This is a genomic window from Halobacillus litoralis, from assembly GCF_020524025.1.
GTDB classification, from domain to species: domain Bacteria; phylum Bacillota; class Bacilli; order Bacillales; family Halobacillaceae; genus Halobacillus; species Halobacillus litoralis_D.
This window is the reverse complement of record NZ_JAIVKN010000002.1, coordinates 809,745-827,855: the sequence shown is the minus strand read 5'-3', so window position 1 is coordinate 827,855 and position 18,111 is coordinate 809,745. Positions and strand designations below refer to the sequence as shown.

The following is an 18,111-nucleotide window of genomic DNA, read 5'->3' as shown; positions in this document are numbered from 1 at the left end:
CGGAGCATTGATTCAGGTACTGTTTAATGACAAATGATCTTGGGGTCTTTATATGGGCTGGTAAAGGAGGAGCAGTTGTTAAATCTTCTTTGCATAAAGGACAAAGCCAGCCATGATAGGTGTTGGAACTGAAAGAGGGTCTATGACATTTGTGACAAATCTTTTTAATCATTTTCATCTCATCCTTTACTAATAATATCGTTCTCTATGAAGAATGTATAAACTTATTATAGTTGTTTTTACCTAGAAACTAAACACTTATGTTCTTTATAAAGAATAAGAGAACTCACGTAGATCTATATAGGACCGGATACCTTCGCTCCTGAAAGAAATGAATCTCCTGTCCAATGAATCCTGCTGTAATTCGTATTCTATATTTATCATTAATAGGTATAACGCCATACATATCTAACATTTTTTGAGGGTAGAGAAGGAATATAGGAGTTTGTAATAAGTTGGTCCTCATTTCCACTAGATTGAAAAGGTTGGAAATAGTTGATGTTATAATTAAAGGAGATCCGCTGCACGATCAGACTTCTAACAAACTCTATATTAAGACGTTGAGGAGGCGGAAAAATGAGCGAAATGAAATTGATTCCCTATCGTACAGAAGCTATTCTGGATACAACAAACGAGCTTCCTAAAGGAGTACAAATGGTAGAGGCCGAGCGTTTATGGGAGGAGGCCGATCAGGGGAAGGGGAGCGTCGTAGCCATTATCGATACGGGGTGTCATATGGATCACCCTGAGCTGAAGAATAACATTATAGGCGGTAGGAATTTTACTGATGATTATGGAAGTGATCCAGATAATTACAACGATAATAACGGACACGGAACACACGTTGCAGGAACAATTGCTGCTATAGAGAATGGAAAAGGTGTAATAGGGGTGGCACCTCAAGCACAGCTCCTTATACTTAAAGTCCTCTCAGAAGAGGGGAGTGGGAATTACGAGTGGATTGTGGAAGCTATTCAATATGCTGCACAGTGGCAAGGTCCTGACGGGGAAAAGGTCCGCATCATATCTATGTCTCTTGGTGGACCAGAAGATTCAGAGGATCTCCGCACTGCCATTAAAAACGCGATTGGAGAGAATATATCTGTGGTTTGTGCAGCAGGTAATGAAGGCGATGGCAGGGAAGAAACGCCGGAATACGCCTATCCAGGTGCCTATAACGAAGTCATTCAGGTTGGGGCTGTCGATCATCAACGGCGTTTGGCTGACTTTACAAATACAAATAATCAAATTGACTTAGTTGCTCCAGGTGTTGATATCCTTTCCACCTATTTGGAAGGGAAGTATGCCAGGCTCTCGGGCACATCTATGGCTACACCACATGTATCAGGAGGGCTGGCACTGATTATCCCCCTTGTGGAAAAACAGTTTGAAAGATCAATGACTGAATCTGAAATATTCTCTCAATTAATTAAGCGAACGACTCCTTTGGGGTACTCTAAACGAGCCGAAGGAAACGGATTAATGACCTTGGCTTTAACAAAGAAATTAGAAGAGTTATTCAGCACGTATACCAAGACTTAATAAATTATAGTTGAAAGGCCTGGATGGTGAACACAGCCATCCAGTTTTTTTTGTTTCTTTCACTGAAGACAGATTGGTTTATACGAAAAATCATAAATAAATAGAGAGTTGAGGTTAAATATAGTGATACTGGTAGACTTTTTAGTCCTCCCCTTGACCTCTCCCTCATTTTAAACAGAACAGCATACCTCAAAGTAGGGGAGGGGAGGTGCATTTCACCTTAACGGTCTAAACCAATATTCTACCTGAGTCTACTTTCCTTAGAATCGCTATTTAAGTAAATCACACAGTTATGGTTGTCCTAAAGACTCATCTTTTTCAGACCCTTCTACTAAGACGTCAGTTTGTTATTATGTATACATTTTGAAATACATAGAAGTATTTCGTTACTTTTTTCATTTCATTATGAAACTAAGACCGGCTTATAGAAAAGTGGTACAAAACTAAGCCCGCTATTTTGTCCATAATATTGTAAAATTTTAGGTTTATTTGCTATGTATACATTTACGTATACATGCATACAAAAAGTATTCTTATTGTGTGCAATAGCGTTTACTTGTAAACAAATATGCAAACATGTACACAAAAGCGCACGCATGTTGATTTGGAGGGATGTGTGCAAATTTGTATATATGTATACATAATTGAATGCATGTATTCGTAGTTGTACTCTTGTGTGCATTTATGAACACGTAAAAAGGAGGATTGACTATTTTCTGATAGTTTAATAAGTTTTAATAAGGAGAGGTCAAGTCTATTAAATTTAAAAGGAGAGCTGTTTTATATGACGAATTCTAGAATTGCAGCTGTAGATGTAGGTAATGATGCTGTAAAGGCAAATTTCGGAAAGTTAGAATCTTCTTTATATATCCCGAATGTAATCGCTCGTGATCTTGAGGACCGTCCGGTCATTGGTATTGAAGATTTAGATGATAAAAACCCACTCGATAATCTACATATTCGAGTGCATTCTCCAGCACTAAGAGAGAATAACGCCATTTATCGTGTAGGTAATCTTGCTACAAAAGCAACAAACTCAACGGAATTAGACCCTGGCAGTTATAAATCAGAGGAAGACCAAACATTAATTATGTTGTTTGCTTCTTTAGCTATGGACGCTGTGACAGGAAGAGATGCCCAGTCTGCTAAGAACAATGTGGTGGAAGCCAATTACACACTAGGTACAGGGCTTCCTTTACGCGAAGTGAAAGAAGGTAAAGATGTAGGCTACCGTTCTCAGCTGCTCGGTTCCGTACACCAGGTTGAATTTTTAGTAACACCGAAGTATCAGGGAATGAAAGTTAACTTAAAGTTTGACGAAGTGAAAGTGTATCCTGAAGGATTTGCAGCTTATGTCAATCTTGTAATGGATAATGACTTGAACATTATCAACAAGGAATTGGTGGACAAGCAGATTTTAATCCAGGATATTGGCGGTCTTTCTACAGATATCGCGGTTATTCGCAACCGCAATGTAGATGATGATAAAGCCCAAGGTTTTAATCTTGGTGTATCAGAATCTTTAGAGATGATCCGGGATGAAATCTTGACTAAGCATGGCGTTGAATTGGACAGCCGACGAGATGTAGTCGATATCATTACGCGCAAAAATGACCGTCATCATATTATGGTCCGCGGTAGTCGTACAAACGTCCATGATATAACGGATCGCATTCTACTTGAATTGGCGAAAAAACAGTACCGCTTCTTGAGAAATGTCTGGCAGAAGAATTCTCAGTCAGAAATCTGCTACTTTGTGGGCGGTGGATCCGCAGTATTAAAAGATTACATTAAGACCTTGAATAACAAGCTGGATGGCTTCAACATTGAATTTTTCGAGGATGAAGAAGAGAGCATTTGGATGATGGCCAACGCTTATTACAAACTCATTTCTGACTTCGTTCGTAAAAATGCCAGAGTAAATGACAAATCAAATAAAAAAGTTGAACAAAAATCCGGATCATCAAAGTAAGGTGAGATAGATGAGTTCATCTAGAAAAAGTGTGGAGAGGGGACAATCGATTACTTTCCGTGTCCCCTCGGACACACCTGATCATTTACTAAAGCAGCTATCCGAACTAAAGGAAAACGAACGCAGGAACTTCTCGAGCAGGATTGCACAATTCGTTTTAGACGGAGTAAACGAATCTCTGACGAAAGATAAAGAAACAGTTACCGTGCCTTTACCAAAGGCGTTAACGAAGGAACAGCGTAATTGGATCAAACACGAGCACTCAGAGGCACTTATTGGAAGTATCTTATATCAATTGATGATGGATCCTGTCCGTGCGACTACGCTTCTTGCATCTATGAACAGCAATTCCATTGATATTGAAGAAGCTTTGTACTTGCAGGAAGAAACTGCTGCAAGTGAAGAGGAAATGGAAGAAAGCATCGAGGAAAAGAACGTAATGCCTGAGACAACGCTCGATCTTGAGGATGATTCTGACCTGGATGATTTAAGCCTGGATAATATCCAGGAAGATCTGCAGGAACAAGTGAGTGTAGACGATAAAGAGGAAGAAGATGAAGATATGCTCGGAGATTTCTTTTCAAGAATGAACCGATGAAAATAAGCCCCCCGAATAAGCGGAGAGGGCTTATTTTTATATGTCTGGATTTTTCGTGGCCTTCAAGTGATTTTTCCCATAATAGAAACAGAAATTTATCGGACTCCGCTGCTGATCCATATTGAATTTCTAGAAAATGAACGCCATAAAAAACCCTCTGCCTAAAAGCGGAGGGTTATTCCAGACGATTATGTTCAGCAAAGGCAATGAAAGACTTTTCATCTTCAATTAATCCACAAGCTCCGCACTGCACTTTTACTTCCGGCCCTTTATAAGCCATATGAAAAGGGTCCATGTTTTCCATGGAATAGCTGTTATCCACTTCGCCTGTTTTAGGGTTCATTTTAATCGGGGTAGGCTGCTGTTCAATTAAATTAAAGCGTGAACGGTTTGTTTTACAACCGGGACATAAATAAGGCTGCATCGATTCACCTCCATACATACTTTCCCCATTTATCCTTTATTTATGAATGTTGGAAAATCGGGGAATGCCCTAATATCAAACCTGGAGAAGAGGGGGTATGATGAATATAAGAATCCCTTTTAGAGAGGTGGAAGAGGATGAAACCGAGAACAACGGCCCCTGTAGAATTAATCTCCCAATTCTATGAAGAAAAGCTATATACCCTTTCTTATGACCTGCACGAACGATATAGTCACCTGTTAACTGGAATGATTCACCTATTAAGAAAAGAAGAGGATCTCTCCCGGCTTAAAGAACTAATTTCCCATATCGTGGACGACATGAAGGGAATATCCAATGAGGTCACACCTCTTTCGTTAAGGCCGTACGGTGCATGGCCTGCTTTTAAACGCTATATACAGGAAGTCGAGAAGCGATTTGGAGTGCCGGTCATCCTTCATAAAGAGGGGATGTTTCCTGTTGCAGGCGAATCCCATAATCTATTGGTCTTTCGCATCCTTCAACTGATTATCCAGATGATTATCGAAGAGGCAGATACAACAGGAGTGGAAGTTCGAACCAACGAAGATCATATCATCTTTATTTTTTTCTCTGATCGCCTGCATTTCCCTATGAGACAGAAGGAATTACTGCAAATTTTGCAGAAAGAAACCAATATGGTGCTGCATCATCAAAGAAGGGGTAACTTATGGAGATGGACGCTTGCAAAGGAGGGGATGGAATGATTTCGATAGTGATAGTGGACGATCATGCGGTCGTACGATCTGGTTTAACGATGCTATTAGACTCCATTGATGATTTTGCCGTCGTAGGAGAAGCTTCAGAGGGAGATGAAGCGTATGAACAGGTCAGTGAGAAGTGTCCACAGGTTGTTTTAATGGATTTATCAATGCCGCATGGCAAAGACGGCTTATCAGCTACTTCGGAAATAAAAAAACAATATCCTGATACTCAGATTTTAATTTTGACGATGCATGATGATGAGGAGTATCTCTTCAGAGCCATTGAACTGGGAGCTTCCGGGTGCATATTGAAGAATGCTCCACATGAGGAACTTGTGAAAGCGATCCGGCAAGTAGCCGGCGGGGATGCCTACCTATATCCATCTGCAACAAAGCGCCTGATGGAAGACTATATGAACAAAACTAAGCAGGGAAATAAAGGGGACACCTACCGTCTGTTGACAGACAGAGAAAGGGAAGTTCTTGCATTAGTAGCCAAAGGGTATGCCAACAAAGAGGTGGCTGAAAAGCTCGTGATCAGCGTGAAGACCGTAGAAGCGCATAAGGCAAAAGTGATGGAAAAGCTCCATATGAAAACCAGGCCAGAACTTGTCGAGTACGCCTGGAAGAAAGGGTTGATTGGTTATTCAAGATAGGAGGCAGACAGGGTGGCACAAACACTCGAGGAAATGGTAAGGGAAATGTCCATATCCTTTGATGCATCTTTAATTGCTATTGCAGAGTATATTCCCGCTTCCATGAATATCGTGTGGACGTTTGCGGATCAGCCGTTGAACGATAAATATACAAGAATGTATATATCATATGGAAAAGGGGTTGCCGGAAAAGTCATACAGACAGGGGCTCCTTTTTTATGTAATGATGTAGAAACGCTGCCGAATCCCCTTCATGAATACCCGATTGTACTAGCTGAAAAATTAAAAGCATTTGCGGCCCTGCCAGTTCCTACTTCGAATGTGCTGGGAGCGGTCCTGCTTATCGGCTATCGTCAGCCACACCCTCTGCCATCCTCTATGGAATACCGGCACCATGTGCAGAATCTGATGAAGTATTTGAAAGAAAGGGAGGTCATATGATGGAGGAAGGATCTTCAATATCGGTCCTGTCTCAAAGACAGGAAGGATTTATAGTTGTAAAAGAAAACGGAGAAATCTTAGATCTTAATGATAAAGCAAGAAACATCTTTCACTTAAGTCACACGGATGTGGTCCTTGATGATCTTTTTTTACATCTAACCACAGAAGATCTGCATCGATGTGATAAAGGCATTCTGCTTCAGCATTATATCACCCCGCAAGGTGGGAGTCCTCATCCTGTTTTTTTAGTCATTCATGATTCTTTACAAGGGGAAGAACCATGTTATTTCATCAGCATCCATAACCTCTATGAAAGAAGTACACTGGATCGTCATACGTATGAGCCGCTGAAGGAACTGCTGGACATTAAATACGCTCTGGATGAGTCGTCGATTGTAGCGGTTACGGATCAGCGTGGTGTTATTCGTTACGTCAATAAGAAATTCTCAGAGATATCTCAGTATGGAGTAGAAGAGCTGATAGGACGAGATCATAAGCTCTTAAATTCTGGTTACCATTCCAGAGCGTTTTTTAAAGACTTATGGCGGACTATTGGAACAGGGAACGTCTGGAAGGGTGAAGTGCGGAATCGGGCCAAAGATGGGTCTTATTACTGGGTGGATACAACGATTGTCCCCTTTTTAAATGAGAAGGGGAAACCTTATCAATATCTGGCGATAAGAAATGAAATTACAGAGCGGAAACGTGTCGAGCAGCAATTGCAGCATATGATGACCCGTTTAATTAATGTGCAGGAAAATGAAAGGAAGGATGTATCAAGAGAACTGCATGATGGAATAGGGCAGGAACTCTATAGTTTGTTGATCAGCATGCACCGCCTTGAAAAAGACGTCAATCACCCTCTCATTCACCAGGTGAAGGAGGAGATCAGTACGCTGATTCAAAACGTCAGAGATATGTCCTGGGAGCTTAGACCATCAGCGCTTGATGAACTTGGCCTTTTACCTGCGATTCGTTCCTTTATCAACCGGATGGAGCGGTCCTATTCTTTTGAAATAAATTTTCAGGCAGATATTAAAACCCGGCTTTCATCTGATATAGAAACCAATATTTATCGTATCATTCAGGAATCATTAACGAATATTCGGAAGTACGCCGGGGTTCATAAGGCGTCTGTCCTGATGAAGGAACGAGAAAGTGTGTTGGATGTAACCATTTCAGATAATGGAGCAGGCTTTTCAACAGAAGCTGAACGAAAAGGTGTCGGACTTTTCAGCATGGAAGAGAGGGCGCGTGCTGTCGGCGGCACTTTAAGCATTACATCTTCAAAAAATAAAGGAACGAAAGTAGAAGTGAGGGTCCCTTTAGAAGCTTGATTTCAATCAAGCTTCTTTTTTTGTGTCTAAAAGAAAAGGAAGGCACGTTGTAGGAATGAAAATTACTTAAATTCTATGAATCGGGGACTTTTATTACCAATTTGAGGGGATTCCCCAATACTTTTCTGCCCATGTTCTTCAGTAAAATATAAGTAGATTCATAAAGAGTCAGGGGGCAGAGGAATGAAAAAAGAACGAACATCGCAACCGAACTTAAAAGGAACATTTGTCAGCGTTATGGCTGTTGGGTTCGTCATCATCGTGATGTGGGTAAGTGTTTATTTTTTATATATCAACCGCCTGTAGGAGGGGAGCCTTATGCATTTGCACAAATTTGAAAAGATATGGCTGGTATTCGGTATAGCTGCACTCGTATTATTTTTATCTGTGGTTGGAGTCAGTGCTTTTCATCAGGGACATACCCCCTCGGGTGGACATATGCGCGTCGACCCTGAAAAGGTAAGAGAAACTGCACCGTTTAATCAAACCGGATTACGTCAGAAAGAAGATGGGACCTATGAGGTTGTCATGATTGCCCAGGCTTTTGGTTACGATCCGGGTAAAATTCAAGTACCGGCAGGAGAGCAGGTCACTTTCACCGCTACTAGTGAAGACGTTGTTCACAGTTTTTCTATTGTGGGCACAAATGTCAATATGATGGTCGTACCGGGTCAGGTGAATCATAAAGCTCATACGTTTGATGAACCAGGGACGTATTTGGTTGTATGCAATGAATATTGTGGTTCTGGTCACCATTTTATGAGTACGGAAGTGGAGGTGGTTGAGAAATGAAGAGCATACAGATTGGTAATGGAGAAAGAAAGCTTGCTCTGGCTAACATCGGCTTTGCGTACAGCGCCTTTTTAATTGGTACGCTGTGTGGATTGCTCCAGGTATTTATTCGTAACGATGCCCTGACTCTGCCTGGTTGGCTGGATTATTATCAAGTGTTGACGGCCCATGGTCTACTGCTGGCGATTGTGTTTACAACCTTTTTCATTTTTGGTTTCTTTCAAGCTGGTATGAGCAGGACAATTGGCAGCTTCGGGGGTAAAGTTCTTCGTTGGAGCTGGGTGGGTTATGCCATCACCTCACTCGGGACCTTGCTCGTTGTCATCATGATTCTTGCGGGGCAGGCCTCGGTTTTATATACGTTTTATGCCCCTCTTCAAGCCCATGGCCTGTTCTATGTGGGATTAGCTTTATTTGTAATTGGTACATGGGTGCAGGGATTCGCTTTGGTTGGTCACTATTGGGTTTGGAGAAGGGAGCATAAGGGAGAGCTAAGTCCGTTATTTGCTTTCATGACCGTAGCTACTATTATCCTTTGGGTCATTGCGTGCCTGGGTGTCGTTGCAGCTGTATTATTTCAATTCATCCCGTGGGCATTCGGGATTACGGATGGAATTAATGTAGAGTTGAGTCGTTCGTTATTCTGGTATTTCGGTCATCCGCTTGTTTATTTCTGGCTGCTTCCTGCCTACATGGCCTGGTATGTGGTTGTGCCGAAGATTATTGGAGGGCGTGTATTCAGTGATTCTCTGGCCCGGTTATCATTCGTCCTATTTATTTTGTTTTCAATCCCTGTTGGGTTTCACCACCAATTAACAGAGCCTGGCATCACAAGTTTTTGGAAGTTTCTGCAGACGGTATTAACGTTTATGGTCATCATACCTTCACTTATGACTGCCTTCTCCATGTTTGCAACCTTCGAAGTCCGGGGGCGTGAATTAGGGGGCAGGGGATTATTTGGCTGGTTTAGAAAACTGCCATGGAAGGATGTGCGTTTTACGTCTATTTTCATTGCCATGGCTTTTTTCATACCCGGGGGAGCAGGAGGAATAATTAACGCTAGTTTTCAAATGAATGAGGTTATTCACAATACACTCTGGGTTGTCGGCCACTTTCATATTACAGTAGGTACTCCTGTTGCTATGACATTTTTCGGCCTTACATTCTGGCTGGTTCCCTATCTAACTGGACGGGTATTTACTAAATCTTTGCAAAGGCTGGCGTTTATTCAGATCATTACATGGTCAATCGGTATGATTCTTATGAGCACAGCCCAGCATCTTTTGGGACTGCTGGGTGCGCCGCGTCGAACGGCTTACACAGGGTATGCGCACGAAGACGCACTTGCCTGGTTTGATGGAGTCTTGTCCAATCATGTGACGATGGCTGTCGGTGGGTCCATCCTTTTCTTGTCGGCTGTCCTCTTGGTTTTTATTGTCGTTCAGCTGTGGTGGTTCGCACCGGTAAGTAAGGGTGAAAACCTTGAGAGTTTTCCAATTGCTGCGAGTGATTCATCAGCGACACCCACATTTCTGGAGAACTGGAAAATATGGATAGCCATTGCCTTTGTTCTTATCGCTGTCGCTTATACTATTCCGCTGACGGATTTGATACAACACGCCCCGCCGGGATCAGGTCGTTTTCAAACGTGGTAAAGGAGGAGAGTGGCATGACCTTTTCGTTCGCATTTACTTTAGCGGTTATCCCTATGTTTATTGTTGTCAGTGCGATACTGGTAGAACTTCAGACAGAAGAATAAAAAAAGAAGTGGCTGGATATTATTCCAGCTGCTTCTTTTTTTGTATTTCCTGGGAAATATAGAGGCTGATTATGAAAACTATATAAATAGAAAAAAGGACAAAATCCGACATCGAAATCACAGCTGCTTATGACGTGATTTACTAAATCTTAATAAAGGAATTCCTTGCTGCATAGGTCATGATGTTCATTTTTTAACCTCAAACCTTTGGTACTAGCGCCGGGGAAGTGTCAGAGTATTAAAACTATCATTCTGGTGGTACAAAAAATTAGTTAGATAGGTTAAAATAGGGTAATGTAAAATTAACGGAGGTTTTACAATGTTTACAAATAAGAAATTTCTGAACAAACAAACCGGAATGAAACTTTTTGTCTACGCTCTGATTATCGGGCTGTTTTGGCTGAAAATGTTCTATATACAAACTAATATCTTTTCATTAAATGTGGAGAACGCTAATGAAGCAAATATTCTCGCGTATAACCCGCTCAGCAGTATTTTCTTGATATTTGGTATAGGGATTTTACTCGGTGGGCGCCGGGGAATGTTTGTCTCCTACATTCTTGGTTCTCTACTTTTGTATGTGAACGTTCTTTTCTACCGGGAATACAATGACTTCATTACTATTCCTATGCTGAATCAGGTAGCCAACCTGGCTGATTTAGGAGGAAGTATTACAACAATTATCAGTCCTATGGATACATTCATTTTTATTGATGTATTTTTGGCTGCTTTTCTATTATTCTACTTAAAACCCTCCCGCTTCCAGGTTTTTAAACCCAAGCGTAAAGAAGGGATTATTCTTGCCATTGTAGCTATTCCGTTGTTCCTGATTAACTTGCAGTGGGCGGAAACAGAACGTACAGATTTACTGGAGCGTACGTTTGACCGTAACATGCTTGTTAAATATATCGGTGTGATCAACTACCACGTGTATGATGCCGTTCTTCAAGGAAAGACGGAAATGAAAAAAACCCTGGCAGACAGTAATGAACTTGTACCTGTCATCAACTATCTGAATGAAAATAAATCAGAAGACAGCGATAAACTTGAAGGGGCGGCCGAAGGCAAAAATGTGATTGCCATTTCTCTTGAAAGTACGCAGACATTTGTTGTTGACAATACGCTGCACGGGGAAGAATTAACGCCTTACTTCAATGATTTAAAAGAGGAAGGGATCTATTTTGATAACTTCTACCATCAGGTTAAGCAGGGACGAACATCTGACTCGGAATTCTTGTTAGCGAACTCTCTTTATCCATTGAACCGTGGAGCGGTATTCTTTACTCACTCTGGAAATGAATACGATGCAATGCCAAGTGTTCTTGGAGAAAATGGCTATTACACAGCTTCTATGCACGCCAATGATAAAACATTCTGGAACCGAAATGTGATGTATGATTCTCTTGGGTTCGATGATTTTATTTCAAAAGAAGATTATAACGTTACACCTGAGAAATCCCACGGCTGGGGTTATCTTGATGAGTATTTCTTTGAAGATTCTCTTAACAAGATGAAAGAGATGGACCAGCCTTTCTATACGAAAATGATCACACTAACCAACCATTATCCGTTCACACTGGGTGAAGAACAGAAGTTGATCGAAGAAGGTGAGACAGGAAGCGGTACGTTGAATCGATACTTCCAGACCATCCGCTATCAGGATGAAGCGTTGAAGAAGTTCGTTGAGGACTTCAAGAACTCTGACCTTTATGAAGATACGATCCTTGTAATCTACGGCGACCACTTTGGAATCTCTGAAAATCACCAGGAGGCCATGGGCGAGTATTTAGGTAAGGATATTAATGATTATGAACAATTCCAATTGCAGCGTGTCCCTCTATTGATCTTTGGTCAAGGAATTGAGGGAGAACAGAATCACACGGTTGGTGGTCAAGTCGACCTTCGTCCAACACTGATGAACCTATTAGGTATTGATGATGAAAATCCGATTCAATTCGGAAATGACTTATTAGATGAAGACCGTCGCCAGCTGATGATTACACGCGATGGAAACTTTGCCAATGAAGAATATGTTGGTATTCAGGGTGCATGTTATAACCGCGAAACAGGGGAAGAAGTCGAAGGGGAAGCTTGTGAAGAAGGCTTTAATGCTGCACAAGAAGAACTGGAAATGTCAGATTCCATTGTTTATGGCGACTTGTTACGCTATCTTGATGAAACCGAAATGGTGAACTCAGATAAACAGACAGAAACCAATGAGTAAAAGGAACACCCTTGCTTCAAGCAAGGGTGTTTTTTATTTGGGTTATATAAGTGTATTGGTTTTAACTCGGGTGCATATCGTGGGTCAACATCCAAACGCGGGTTTACTACTGAAATAAATCATTAACGTGTACCGGTAAAAAAAGAGCAGGAACCTTCTCGTTCGGTTCCTGCTCGTGGAGAATTAAAAAATATCCATCCAGACTTTTATTGTGGTTCCTAAGATAAGGAGAGCCAGAATAGTCTGAAGAACTCTTGTATTTACCTTCTTACCTGCTGCAGCTCCCAATGGTGCTGCAATCAAGCTTGCTACAATCATAATGGCCGCAGGAAGATATTCAACCTGACCGGTTGTGATTTTACCAATTGTCGCTCCTATAGAAGAGATCAATGTAATCGCAAGCGAAGAAGCAATGGTCATTCTTGTTGGGATTTTTAAAACGACGAGCATGATAGGGACAAGCAGGAATGCACCCGCTGCTCCAACAATACCTGCGCCTACACCTACAATAAGAGCCAGAATAGCAGCTAGCGCCTTATTAAACGTGACTTCATTCAAAGGCTTGTCATCGATCCCTTTTTTGGGAACAAACATCATGACAGTAGCAATCAGCGCCAGAAAGCCATAGACAAGATTAATTCCATCTTCGGACATAAACCTTGATCCATATCCTCCGATGAAGCTCCCGATTAAGATACTTACACCCATATATATAATAAGTGATTTGTTTAAATATCCGCCTTTACGATAGGCCCACACACCACCAATAGTTGCGAAAAAGACCTGTACGGCACTTATACCGGAAACTTCGTGTGCGGTGAAGGCTGTAAACCCTACAAGGGGCGGAATATAAAGGAGCATGGGGTATTTGATAATGGATCCCCCGATGCCGAGCATACCTGATATATAAGACCCTATGAAGCCGATGAGAAAGATCGTGATGATTAATCCAAATTCCATAGTCTGTACCTCCTAAAAAAGGGAACCGTGCAGGTTCCCTTCTATCCTATTGATTCAAACAGGTGATCCCTGATTATTCACCCTTCTTAATCCAGAACTTAAATACGCCGTTGTCTTCTTCGTTTTGCAATAGTTCATGACCGCCGGACTTTGCCCATGCCGTCAAATCACTTTTCGCGCCTTGGTCAGTCGCGTGAATCTCCAGAATTTCACCAGCTTCTAATTCTTTCATAGCTTTTTTGGTTTTTACGATTGGCATTGGACAAGCCAGTCCTGTTGCATCTAGTGTTTTTGCTACGTTCATAATAAAATACCTCCATAAAATGTTTTTAAGTGATGCACCCGTAGAGACCGGGTGCACGTATAGTTTTTATTTATCGTACCGCACAACGGTTCGGTCCGATTTCCATTTCGCGCTGATCTTCATTGTCAGGGCTGATTTTGCCCATGTTTGTTTCGCGGATTTCTTGATAAGCATTCGGTTGAGGCGGCAGGTTTTCGGTGACCATTTTTCGGAACTCATCCTGATCATCAATATTCAGCCCATGATTTTTTTCGAAGAGAGTACCAAGTTTTGCTGCAACGGTGCCGTCTTCGTTCAGCTCATCCATAATCATGAAGTGAGCAGGTAGGACGATCAGTTCGTCAGAAAGCTCTTTATAGCGGGTATAAAGGGTTTCTCTCAAATCCATCACCCAGTCATCTGCTTTGCCGGCAAGATCTGGACGGCCGATCGAATCGATGAATAGGATGTCCCCTGTCATCAAGTATTGATCATCGACAATGAAAGAAGTTGATCCTTTCGTGTGGCCGGGGGAGTACAGGGCATGAATATCAATGTTTGTACTTCCTACGGTGACATGGTCTCCATCACGGAGAGGCTTGTAATCAAAGGTTACTTCACCAGCGTCCTCTGGGGGAAGCCAGTAAACGGCACCTGTTTGTTCTGCAATCTTACGGCCGCCTGAGATGTGGTCCGCATGCAGGTGCGTATCAAAAACGTTTGTAATTTTCACACCAAGTTCTTTGGCAAACTCCACATAAACGTCTGTCATACGAGTAGAGTCGATCACAGCTGCTTCACCATTTGATACGACCATATAAGAAAGACAGCCTTTTCCGATACGTACGAACTGATAAAGCGCGCCGCCATCTTTCAAATCGTTTACTTTCACTGGTTCCAAATGCTCACTCCAGGCTTTCATTCCGCCTTCAACAGAATAAACATTTTCAAAGCCTTCCTCCACAAGCATTTCAGCAACCATTTGAGAGGATCCGCCTTTCGCACACACGACAGCAATTTCTTTTTCTTTTGGCAGCTGGTCTGCAATTTCTTCGACACCGTCAAGGAGATCGAAATAAGGGACGTTCAAGTAAGAGAAATTCTCGCCTTCAATCTTCCAGTCTTGATGGGCGTCTTCTGTGCGGACATCAAGAAGGAAGAGTTCTTCGTTATTCAACACTTTATTCGTAACTTCTTTAATGGTCATGTTTTTCACAGTCATCTTATTACCTCCTGGGGTATTATTTTTAAGAAAAAAATATAATTAAAGCTTAGTTGTTTCACCGGACCAGTTACTCATGCCTGGAACTACGTTATAAACGTTCTCAAAACCTTTTTCTGTTAACTTTTGTGCAGCAAGGTCACTACGGTTTCCAGTACGGCAGACGATATAAATGTTCTTCGTACGATCCAGTTCATCTGCACGCTCATCCAGTTCACCGAGTGGCATTGATACGGCTTCAGGAATATGCTCAAAAGCGTACTCAGCAGATTCACGCACATCTAATAAAAGGGTAGCAGTGTTTTTTCGAATAGCGTCTAAGTCTTCATTATTAACGACATCTGGGTGTTTCTTCTCATCATTTTCTTCACTGCCGGCTTTACGGACATAGTGCTTGAGTACGTCGTTTTCTTCGATCGTACCCAAGTACTGATGACCCGCGCTTTTCGCCCACGCTTCAAGGTCTGCTTTAGACCCTTTGTCTGTAGCTTGAATTTCAAGAACCTGCCCAGCTTCGATATCTTTCATCGTCTTCTTTGTCTTAACAATCGGCATGGGACACGCCAATCCTTTGGCATCTAACGTAAGATCTGTTTTCAGTTCCATTCTTACATTCCTCCTCTACCCTTGTAGGTATATCATTTGGAAATTTTATTCAGTCGGACCTTCCCAGCTCATCATGCCGCCTTCCATGTTCGTTACATCGAAGCCCTTTTCTTCAAGGATTTGTGAAGCACGGCCGCTGCGGCCGCCAGAACGGCAGACCATGATATATGGTTTATCCTTACTTAATTCATCGGCCCGTTCTTCTACGCTGCCAAGAGCGATGTGCTTAGCGCCGGGAATCATCCCTTCTGCCACTTCTTCGTCTTCACGGACATCAATAATGTTCAGCTTTTTACCTTCAGACAGTTGTTGTTCTACTTCTTTTGCAGTCATTGTTTTCATTAATGATTCCTCCTATTAAATAAACAAGTTTACGTTGCCGTCTTCTGCATCTCCGAGATATGCAGCGACACCTGCGTATTCAATCTCGTCCAGCAGCTCTTCTTTTTGTAGACCTAGAAGATCCATCGTCATCGTACATGCAACTAGATTTACATCTTGTTCCTGTGCCATTTCAATAAGTTCAGGCAAAGGCATTGCATTGTGTTTTTTCATGACATCTTTAATCATCTTCGGTCCAAAGCCTGCGAAGTTCATTTTGGAAATGCCCATTTTATCGGCACCCCGCGGCATCATCTTTCCAAACATTTTTTCCATAAATCCTTTTTTCACTTGAATGTTTTCGTCCTTGCGGAGTGCATTCAATCCCCAGAATGTGTGGAAAATAGTCACTTCGTGATCGTAGGCAGCAGCGCCATTCGCTATGATATAGGCAGCCATTGCTTTATCATAATCCCCACTAAATAAAATGATATTCGTCTTTTTTGTTTCAGTCATGCTGATCCTCCTCAATAGTTAGTACATATACATGTACGGGTATATTCTAATGCAAAAAAATTTATCTGCTTTTAACAAGCAATTGAACGGCTTCGTTAATCGAATCCTCTTTATATTGTTGATCTTCAGCTTCTTGGATGCATTCCACAAGGTTGGAGCTTACCACAAGCCCAATTGCACGGTCAATCGCACTTCTTGAAGCAGAAAGCTGTGTAATGACATCTTTGCAGTCTTTATTTTCTTCCATCATTTTTAATACGCCACGCAGTTGGCCTTCCAGGCGTTTGACTCTGTTTTTCATCGCGTCATTATATTCCATGGCTCTGACCTCCTTGTGAATTTGTTGGCTGCTGTTGAGCAGTACATGGATAATATTATACCCCATAAGGTATATTGTCAACACCCATGATTGGAATTTTGGGATAAGGATCTCATGCCGTGTCATGATAAGAAGGGAGGCGTTGATCAATGGAAATAGTGAAAGACATGCTGTTAGTTATCGCAAGAATTTTAACCATCCTGCCATTATTGCTTACCGCAGGCTTGTTCATGGGGAAACGATCGATAGGTGAACTTCCTGTGTTTGATTATCTTGTTATTCTTGTTTTAGGTTCCGTCGTCGGGGCTGATATAGCTGATCCTAAAATTAATCATATACATACGGTAATCGCTATTATTACGATTGCTCTCTTACAGAAATTTATTATCTGGTTAAAGTTACGTCACCGAAAAATAGGAAAGATGCTGACCTTTGAACCCACGATTGTCATTTATGAAGGAAAAATGCTCGATGAAAATGTTTCACGTATACGCTATTCCATTGATAATATTACGCACATGCTCCGTGAGCAGAAGGTCTTCGGAATTGATACTGTTGAACTGGCTATTATAGAGCCTAATGGGCAGCTATCTGTGAAATTAAAACAGGAAAAAGAGGCGCTGACACGGGAAGATATGTCTATTTTAAATAGGGGTGGGGGTTATGATATACCGGTCATATTAGATGGAGAGCTGCAGACGGATATTTTAAACCGTACGAATTTCGATCAGTCATGGATTCAATCTGCGCTTGGGGACTATGCGGTGTCGGACATTTTTTATGGAGCAATTACGAGCAGCGGGGAATTCAGGTTTTCAATCAAAGGGGAGAAAACGGATAACTTACCTCCAATTAAGCATTGAGAGTGACCACCTCATTTACATCGTTTTAGTTAAATAAAAAAGACCCGCCGTCTGCGGGTCTTTATATCTTATACACTTTGATCTATACAATGGATCAAACGACTTTCTATATCACTGGCCATTGCCTGGATGTTATCATCTTCCACCATTTGTGTAAGGGCCGTAGGTTTAGGCATGCCGATTTTTGTTTTTCCCTCATCTTCATATATGACCATCTTACAAGGAAGAAAATATCCAGCCATCATATTTTCATTTAATATACGCTGTGCTTCTTTTGGATTGCAGACTTCGAGAACTTTAAAACCTTTTTCAAATGCTAATCCTTTTTCATTCAGTTTATCTTTGATGTCGAAGTTCCATAAAACACCGAACTGTTCTTCTTTCAAACTTGCTTCCAGACTCTCAGCAGCTTCCTGCAGTCCTTTACTCGTTTCTACTGTGTAATGAAACATGGGAAAATACCTCCTTAAAATTCATTCACAATTATACATACCCATTAAGGTATAAGATTAATCAAAAATAATAAAGAACATTTGTAAATGCTGTCGCTTATC

The 18,111-nt window shown here is 41.6% G+C and carries 21 protein-coding genes; 12 read left to right on the top strand and 9 right to left on the bottom strand.

Annotation, left to right across the window (positions count from 1 at the left end; all coding sequences use genetic code 11):
• The first annotated feature begins 576 nt into the window (after positions 1–576).
• The 3 genes from LC036_RS10545 (at position 577) to LC036_RS10535 (ending at position 4,112) form a co-directional block, all read left to right on the top strand.
• Positions 577–1,542: a S8 family peptidase gene (locus LC036_RS10545; protein ID WP_226581912.1), complete on the top strand. Its 966-nt coding sequence runs from the start codon at positions 577–579 to the stop codon at positions 1,540–1,542.
• 784 nt (positions 1,543–2,326) lie between these two features.
• Positions 2,327–3,514, top strand: coding sequence for a ParM/StbA family protein (locus LC036_RS10540; RefSeq protein WP_226581909.1), 1,188 nt, complete (start codon positions 2,327–2,329; stop codon positions 3,512–3,514).
• A 10-nt stretch (positions 3,515–3,524) separates the two neighbouring features.
• Entirely contained in the window at positions 3,525–4,112 is a 588-nt protein-coding gene (locus LC036_RS10535) for a hypothetical protein (protein WP_226581906.1), read from the top strand.
• Between the two features lie 175 nt (positions 4,113–4,287).
• On the opposite strand, the gene LC036_RS10530 is transcribed toward LC036_RS10535, so the two are convergent.
• Entirely contained in the window at positions 4,288–4,536 is a 249-nt protein-coding gene (locus tag LC036_RS10530; protein ID WP_226581903.1) for a DNA alkylation repair protein, read from the bottom strand.
• 137 nt (positions 4,537–4,673) lie between these two features.
• Between LC036_RS10530 and LC036_RS10525 the strand changes: the two genes are divergently transcribed.
• The 8 genes from LC036_RS10525 (at position 4,674) to LC036_RS10490 (ending at position 12,467) form a co-directional block, all read left to right on the top strand.
• Positions 4,674–5,261, top strand: coding sequence for a hypothetical protein (locus LC036_RS10525; RefSeq protein ID WP_226581900.1), 588 nt, complete (start codon positions 4,674–4,676; stop codon positions 5,259–5,261).
• Positions 5,258–5,914: a response regulator transcription factor gene (locus tag LC036_RS10520; RefSeq protein ID WP_264188234.1), complete on the top strand. Its 657-nt coding sequence runs from the start codon at positions 5,258–5,260 to the stop codon at positions 5,912–5,914. The genes LC036_RS10525 and LC036_RS10520 overlap by 4 nt, the downstream gene beginning before the upstream one ends.
• 12 nt (positions 5,915–5,926) lie before the next feature.
• Positions 5,927–6,355: a GAF domain-containing protein gene (locus LC036_RS10515; protein WP_226581897.1), complete on the top strand. Its 429-nt coding sequence runs from the start codon at positions 5,927–5,929 to the stop codon at positions 6,353–6,355.
• Positions 6,355–7,692, top strand: a complete 1,338-nt coding sequence (locus tag LC036_RS10510) for a PAS domain S-box protein (RefSeq protein ID WP_226581894.1) — start codon at positions 6,355–6,357, stop codon at positions 7,690–7,692. Before LC036_RS10515 ends, LC036_RS10510 begins: the two co-directional genes overlap by 1 nt.
• 183 nt (positions 7,693–7,875) lie before the next feature.
• Positions 7,876–7,998: a cytochrome C oxidase subunit II gene (locus LC036_RS10505; RefSeq protein ID WP_226581891.1), complete on the top strand. Its 123-nt coding sequence runs from the start codon at positions 7,876–7,878 to the stop codon at positions 7,996–7,998.
• Between the two features lie 12 nt (positions 7,999–8,010).
• Positions 8,011–8,484 (top strand): cytochrome c oxidase subunit II, encoded by a 474-nt coding sequence (locus tag LC036_RS10500; protein WP_226581888.1) that lies wholly within the window; start codon positions 8,011–8,013, stop codon positions 8,482–8,484.
• Positions 8,481–10,139, top strand: coding sequence for a b(o/a)3-type cytochrome-c oxidase subunit 1 (locus tag LC036_RS10495; protein WP_226581886.1), 1,659 nt, complete (start codon positions 8,481–8,483; stop codon positions 10,137–10,139). Before LC036_RS10500 ends, LC036_RS10495 begins: the two co-directional genes overlap by 4 nt.
• Before the next feature lie 423 nt (positions 10,140–10,562).
• Positions 10,563–12,467 (top strand): LTA synthase family protein, encoded by a 1,905-nt coding sequence (locus LC036_RS10490; protein WP_226581883.1) that lies wholly within the window; start codon positions 10,563–10,565, stop codon positions 12,465–12,467.
• Between the two features lie 183 nt (positions 12,468–12,650).
• Here the strand turns inward: LC036_RS10490 and LC036_RS10485 are convergent, their stop codons facing one another.
• From LC036_RS10485 to LC036_RS10455, 7 genes are all read right to left on the bottom strand, one after another.
• Positions 12,651–13,427: a sulfite exporter TauE/SafE family protein gene (locus LC036_RS10485; protein WP_226581878.1), complete on the bottom strand. Its 777-nt coding sequence runs from the start codon at positions 13,425–13,427 to the stop codon at positions 12,651–12,653.
• 73 nt (positions 13,428–13,500) lie between these two features.
• Positions 13,501–13,731, bottom strand: coding sequence for a sulfurtransferase TusA family protein (locus tag LC036_RS10480; RefSeq protein WP_226581875.1), 231 nt, complete (start codon positions 13,729–13,731; stop codon positions 13,501–13,503).
• 70 nt (positions 13,732–13,801) lie between these two features.
• Positions 13,802–14,932, bottom strand: coding sequence for an MBL fold metallo-hydrolase (locus LC036_RS10475; protein ID WP_226581871.1), 1,131 nt, complete (start codon positions 14,930–14,932; stop codon positions 13,802–13,804).
• A 42-nt stretch (positions 14,933–14,974) separates the two neighbouring features.
• Complete coding sequence (locus tag LC036_RS10470; protein ID WP_226581868.1) at positions 14,975–15,538, bottom strand: sulfurtransferase TusA family protein; 564 nt, start codon at positions 15,536–15,538, stop codon at positions 14,975–14,977.
• 45 nt (positions 15,539–15,583) lie between these two features.
• On the bottom strand, positions 15,584–15,880 hold the full coding sequence (locus LC036_RS10465; protein WP_226581866.1) for a rhodanese-like domain-containing protein: 297 nt from the start codon (positions 15,878–15,880) through the stop codon (positions 15,584–15,586).
• Positions 15,881–15,895: 15 nt separating this feature from the next.
• Positions 15,896–16,375, bottom strand: a complete 480-nt coding sequence (locus LC036_RS10460; protein ID WP_226581863.1) for a DsrE/DsrF/DrsH-like family protein — start codon at positions 16,373–16,375, stop codon at positions 15,896–15,898.
• A gap of 61 nt (positions 16,376–16,436) precedes the next feature.
• Positions 16,437–16,694: a metal-sensitive transcriptional regulator gene (locus tag LC036_RS10455; RefSeq protein ID WP_226581860.1), complete on the bottom strand. Its 258-nt coding sequence runs from the start codon at positions 16,692–16,694 to the stop codon at positions 16,437–16,439.
• Between the two features lie 149 nt (positions 16,695–16,843).
• Here LC036_RS10455 and LC036_RS10450 point away from each other — a divergent pair, with 149 nt between their 5' ends.
• Positions 16,844–17,557, top strand: a complete 714-nt coding sequence (locus LC036_RS10450) for a DUF421 domain-containing protein (RefSeq protein ID WP_226581858.1) — start codon at positions 16,844–16,846, stop codon at positions 17,555–17,557.
• 68 nt (positions 17,558–17,625) lie between these two features.
• Here LC036_RS10450 and LC036_RS10445 read toward each other — a convergent pair whose 3' ends face one another.
• Positions 17,626–18,009 (bottom strand): DUF302 domain-containing protein, encoded by a 384-nt coding sequence (locus tag LC036_RS10445; protein ID WP_226581856.1) that lies wholly within the window; start codon positions 18,007–18,009, stop codon positions 17,626–17,628.
• Positions 18,010–18,111: the final 102 nt, after the last annotated feature.

Excerpts from the sequence above, each read along its gene's own strand:
- LC036_RS10545 (WP_226581912.1), top strand. The coding sequence starts at position 577 with ATGAGCGAAATGAAATTGATTCCCTATCGTACAGAAGCTATTCTGGAT.
- LC036_RS10540 (WP_226581909.1), top strand. The coding sequence starts at position 2,327 with ATGACGAATTCTAGAATTGCAGCTGTAGATGTAGGTAATGATGCTGTA.
- LC036_RS10535 (WP_226581906.1), top strand. The coding sequence starts at position 3,525 with ATGAGTTCATCTAGAAAAAGTGTGGAGAGGGGACAATCGATTACTTTC.
- LC036_RS10530 (WP_226581903.1), bottom strand. The coding sequence starts at position 4,536 with ATGCAGCCTTATTTATGTCCCGGTTGTAAAACAAACCGTTCACGCTTT.
- LC036_RS10525 (WP_226581900.1), top strand. The coding sequence starts at position 4,674 with ATGAAACCGAGAACAACGGCCCCTGTAGAATTAATCTCCCAATTCTAT.
- LC036_RS10520 (WP_264188234.1), top strand. The coding sequence starts at position 5,258 with ATGATTTCGATAGTGATAGTGGACGATCATGCGGTCGTACGATCTGGT.
- LC036_RS10510 (WP_226581894.1), top strand. The coding sequence starts at position 6,355 with ATGGAGGAAGGATCTTCAATATCGGTCCTGTCTCAAAGACAGGAAGGA.
- LC036_RS10505 (WP_226581891.1), top strand. The coding sequence starts at position 7,876 with ATGAAAAAAGAACGAACATCGCAACCGAACTTAAAAGGAACATTTGTC.
- LC036_RS10500 (WP_226581888.1), top strand. The coding sequence starts at position 8,011 with ATGCATTTGCACAAATTTGAAAAGATATGGCTGGTATTCGGTATAGCT.
- LC036_RS10495 (WP_226581886.1), top strand. The coding sequence starts at position 8,481 with ATGAAGAGCATACAGATTGGTAATGGAGAAAGAAAGCTTGCTCTGGCT.
- LC036_RS10490 (WP_226581883.1), top strand. The coding sequence starts at position 10,563 with ATGTTTACAAATAAGAAATTTCTGAACAAACAAACCGGAATGAAACTT.
- LC036_RS10485 (WP_226581878.1), bottom strand. The coding sequence starts at position 13,427 with ATGGAATTTGGATTAATCATCACGATCTTTCTCATCGGCTTCATAGGG.
- LC036_RS10480 (WP_226581875.1), bottom strand. The coding sequence starts at position 13,731 with ATGAACGTAGCAAAAACACTAGATGCAACAGGACTGGCTTGTCCAATG.
- LC036_RS10475 (WP_226581871.1), bottom strand. The coding sequence starts at position 14,932 with ATGACTGTGAAAAACATGACCATTAAAGAAGTTACGAATAAAGTGTTG.
- LC036_RS10470 (WP_226581868.1), bottom strand. The coding sequence starts at position 15,538 with ATGGAACTGAAAACAGATCTTACGTTAGATGCCAAAGGATTGGCGTGT.
- LC036_RS10465 (WP_226581866.1), bottom strand. The coding sequence starts at position 15,880 with ATGAAAACAATGACTGCAAAAGAAGTAGAACAACAACTGTCTGAAGGT.
- LC036_RS10460 (WP_226581863.1), bottom strand. The coding sequence starts at position 16,375 with ATGACTGAAACAAAAAAGACGAATATCATTTTATTTAGTGGGGATTAT.
- LC036_RS10455 (WP_226581860.1), bottom strand. The coding sequence starts at position 16,694 with ATGGAATATAATGACGCGATGAAAAACAGAGTCAAACGCCTGGAAGGC.
- LC036_RS10450 (WP_226581858.1), top strand. The coding sequence starts at position 16,844 with ATGGAAATAGTGAAAGACATGCTGTTAGTTATCGCAAGAATTTTAACC.
- LC036_RS10445 (WP_226581856.1), bottom strand. The coding sequence starts at position 18,009 with ATGTTTCATTACACAGTAGAAACGAGTAAAGGACTGCAGGAAGCTGCT.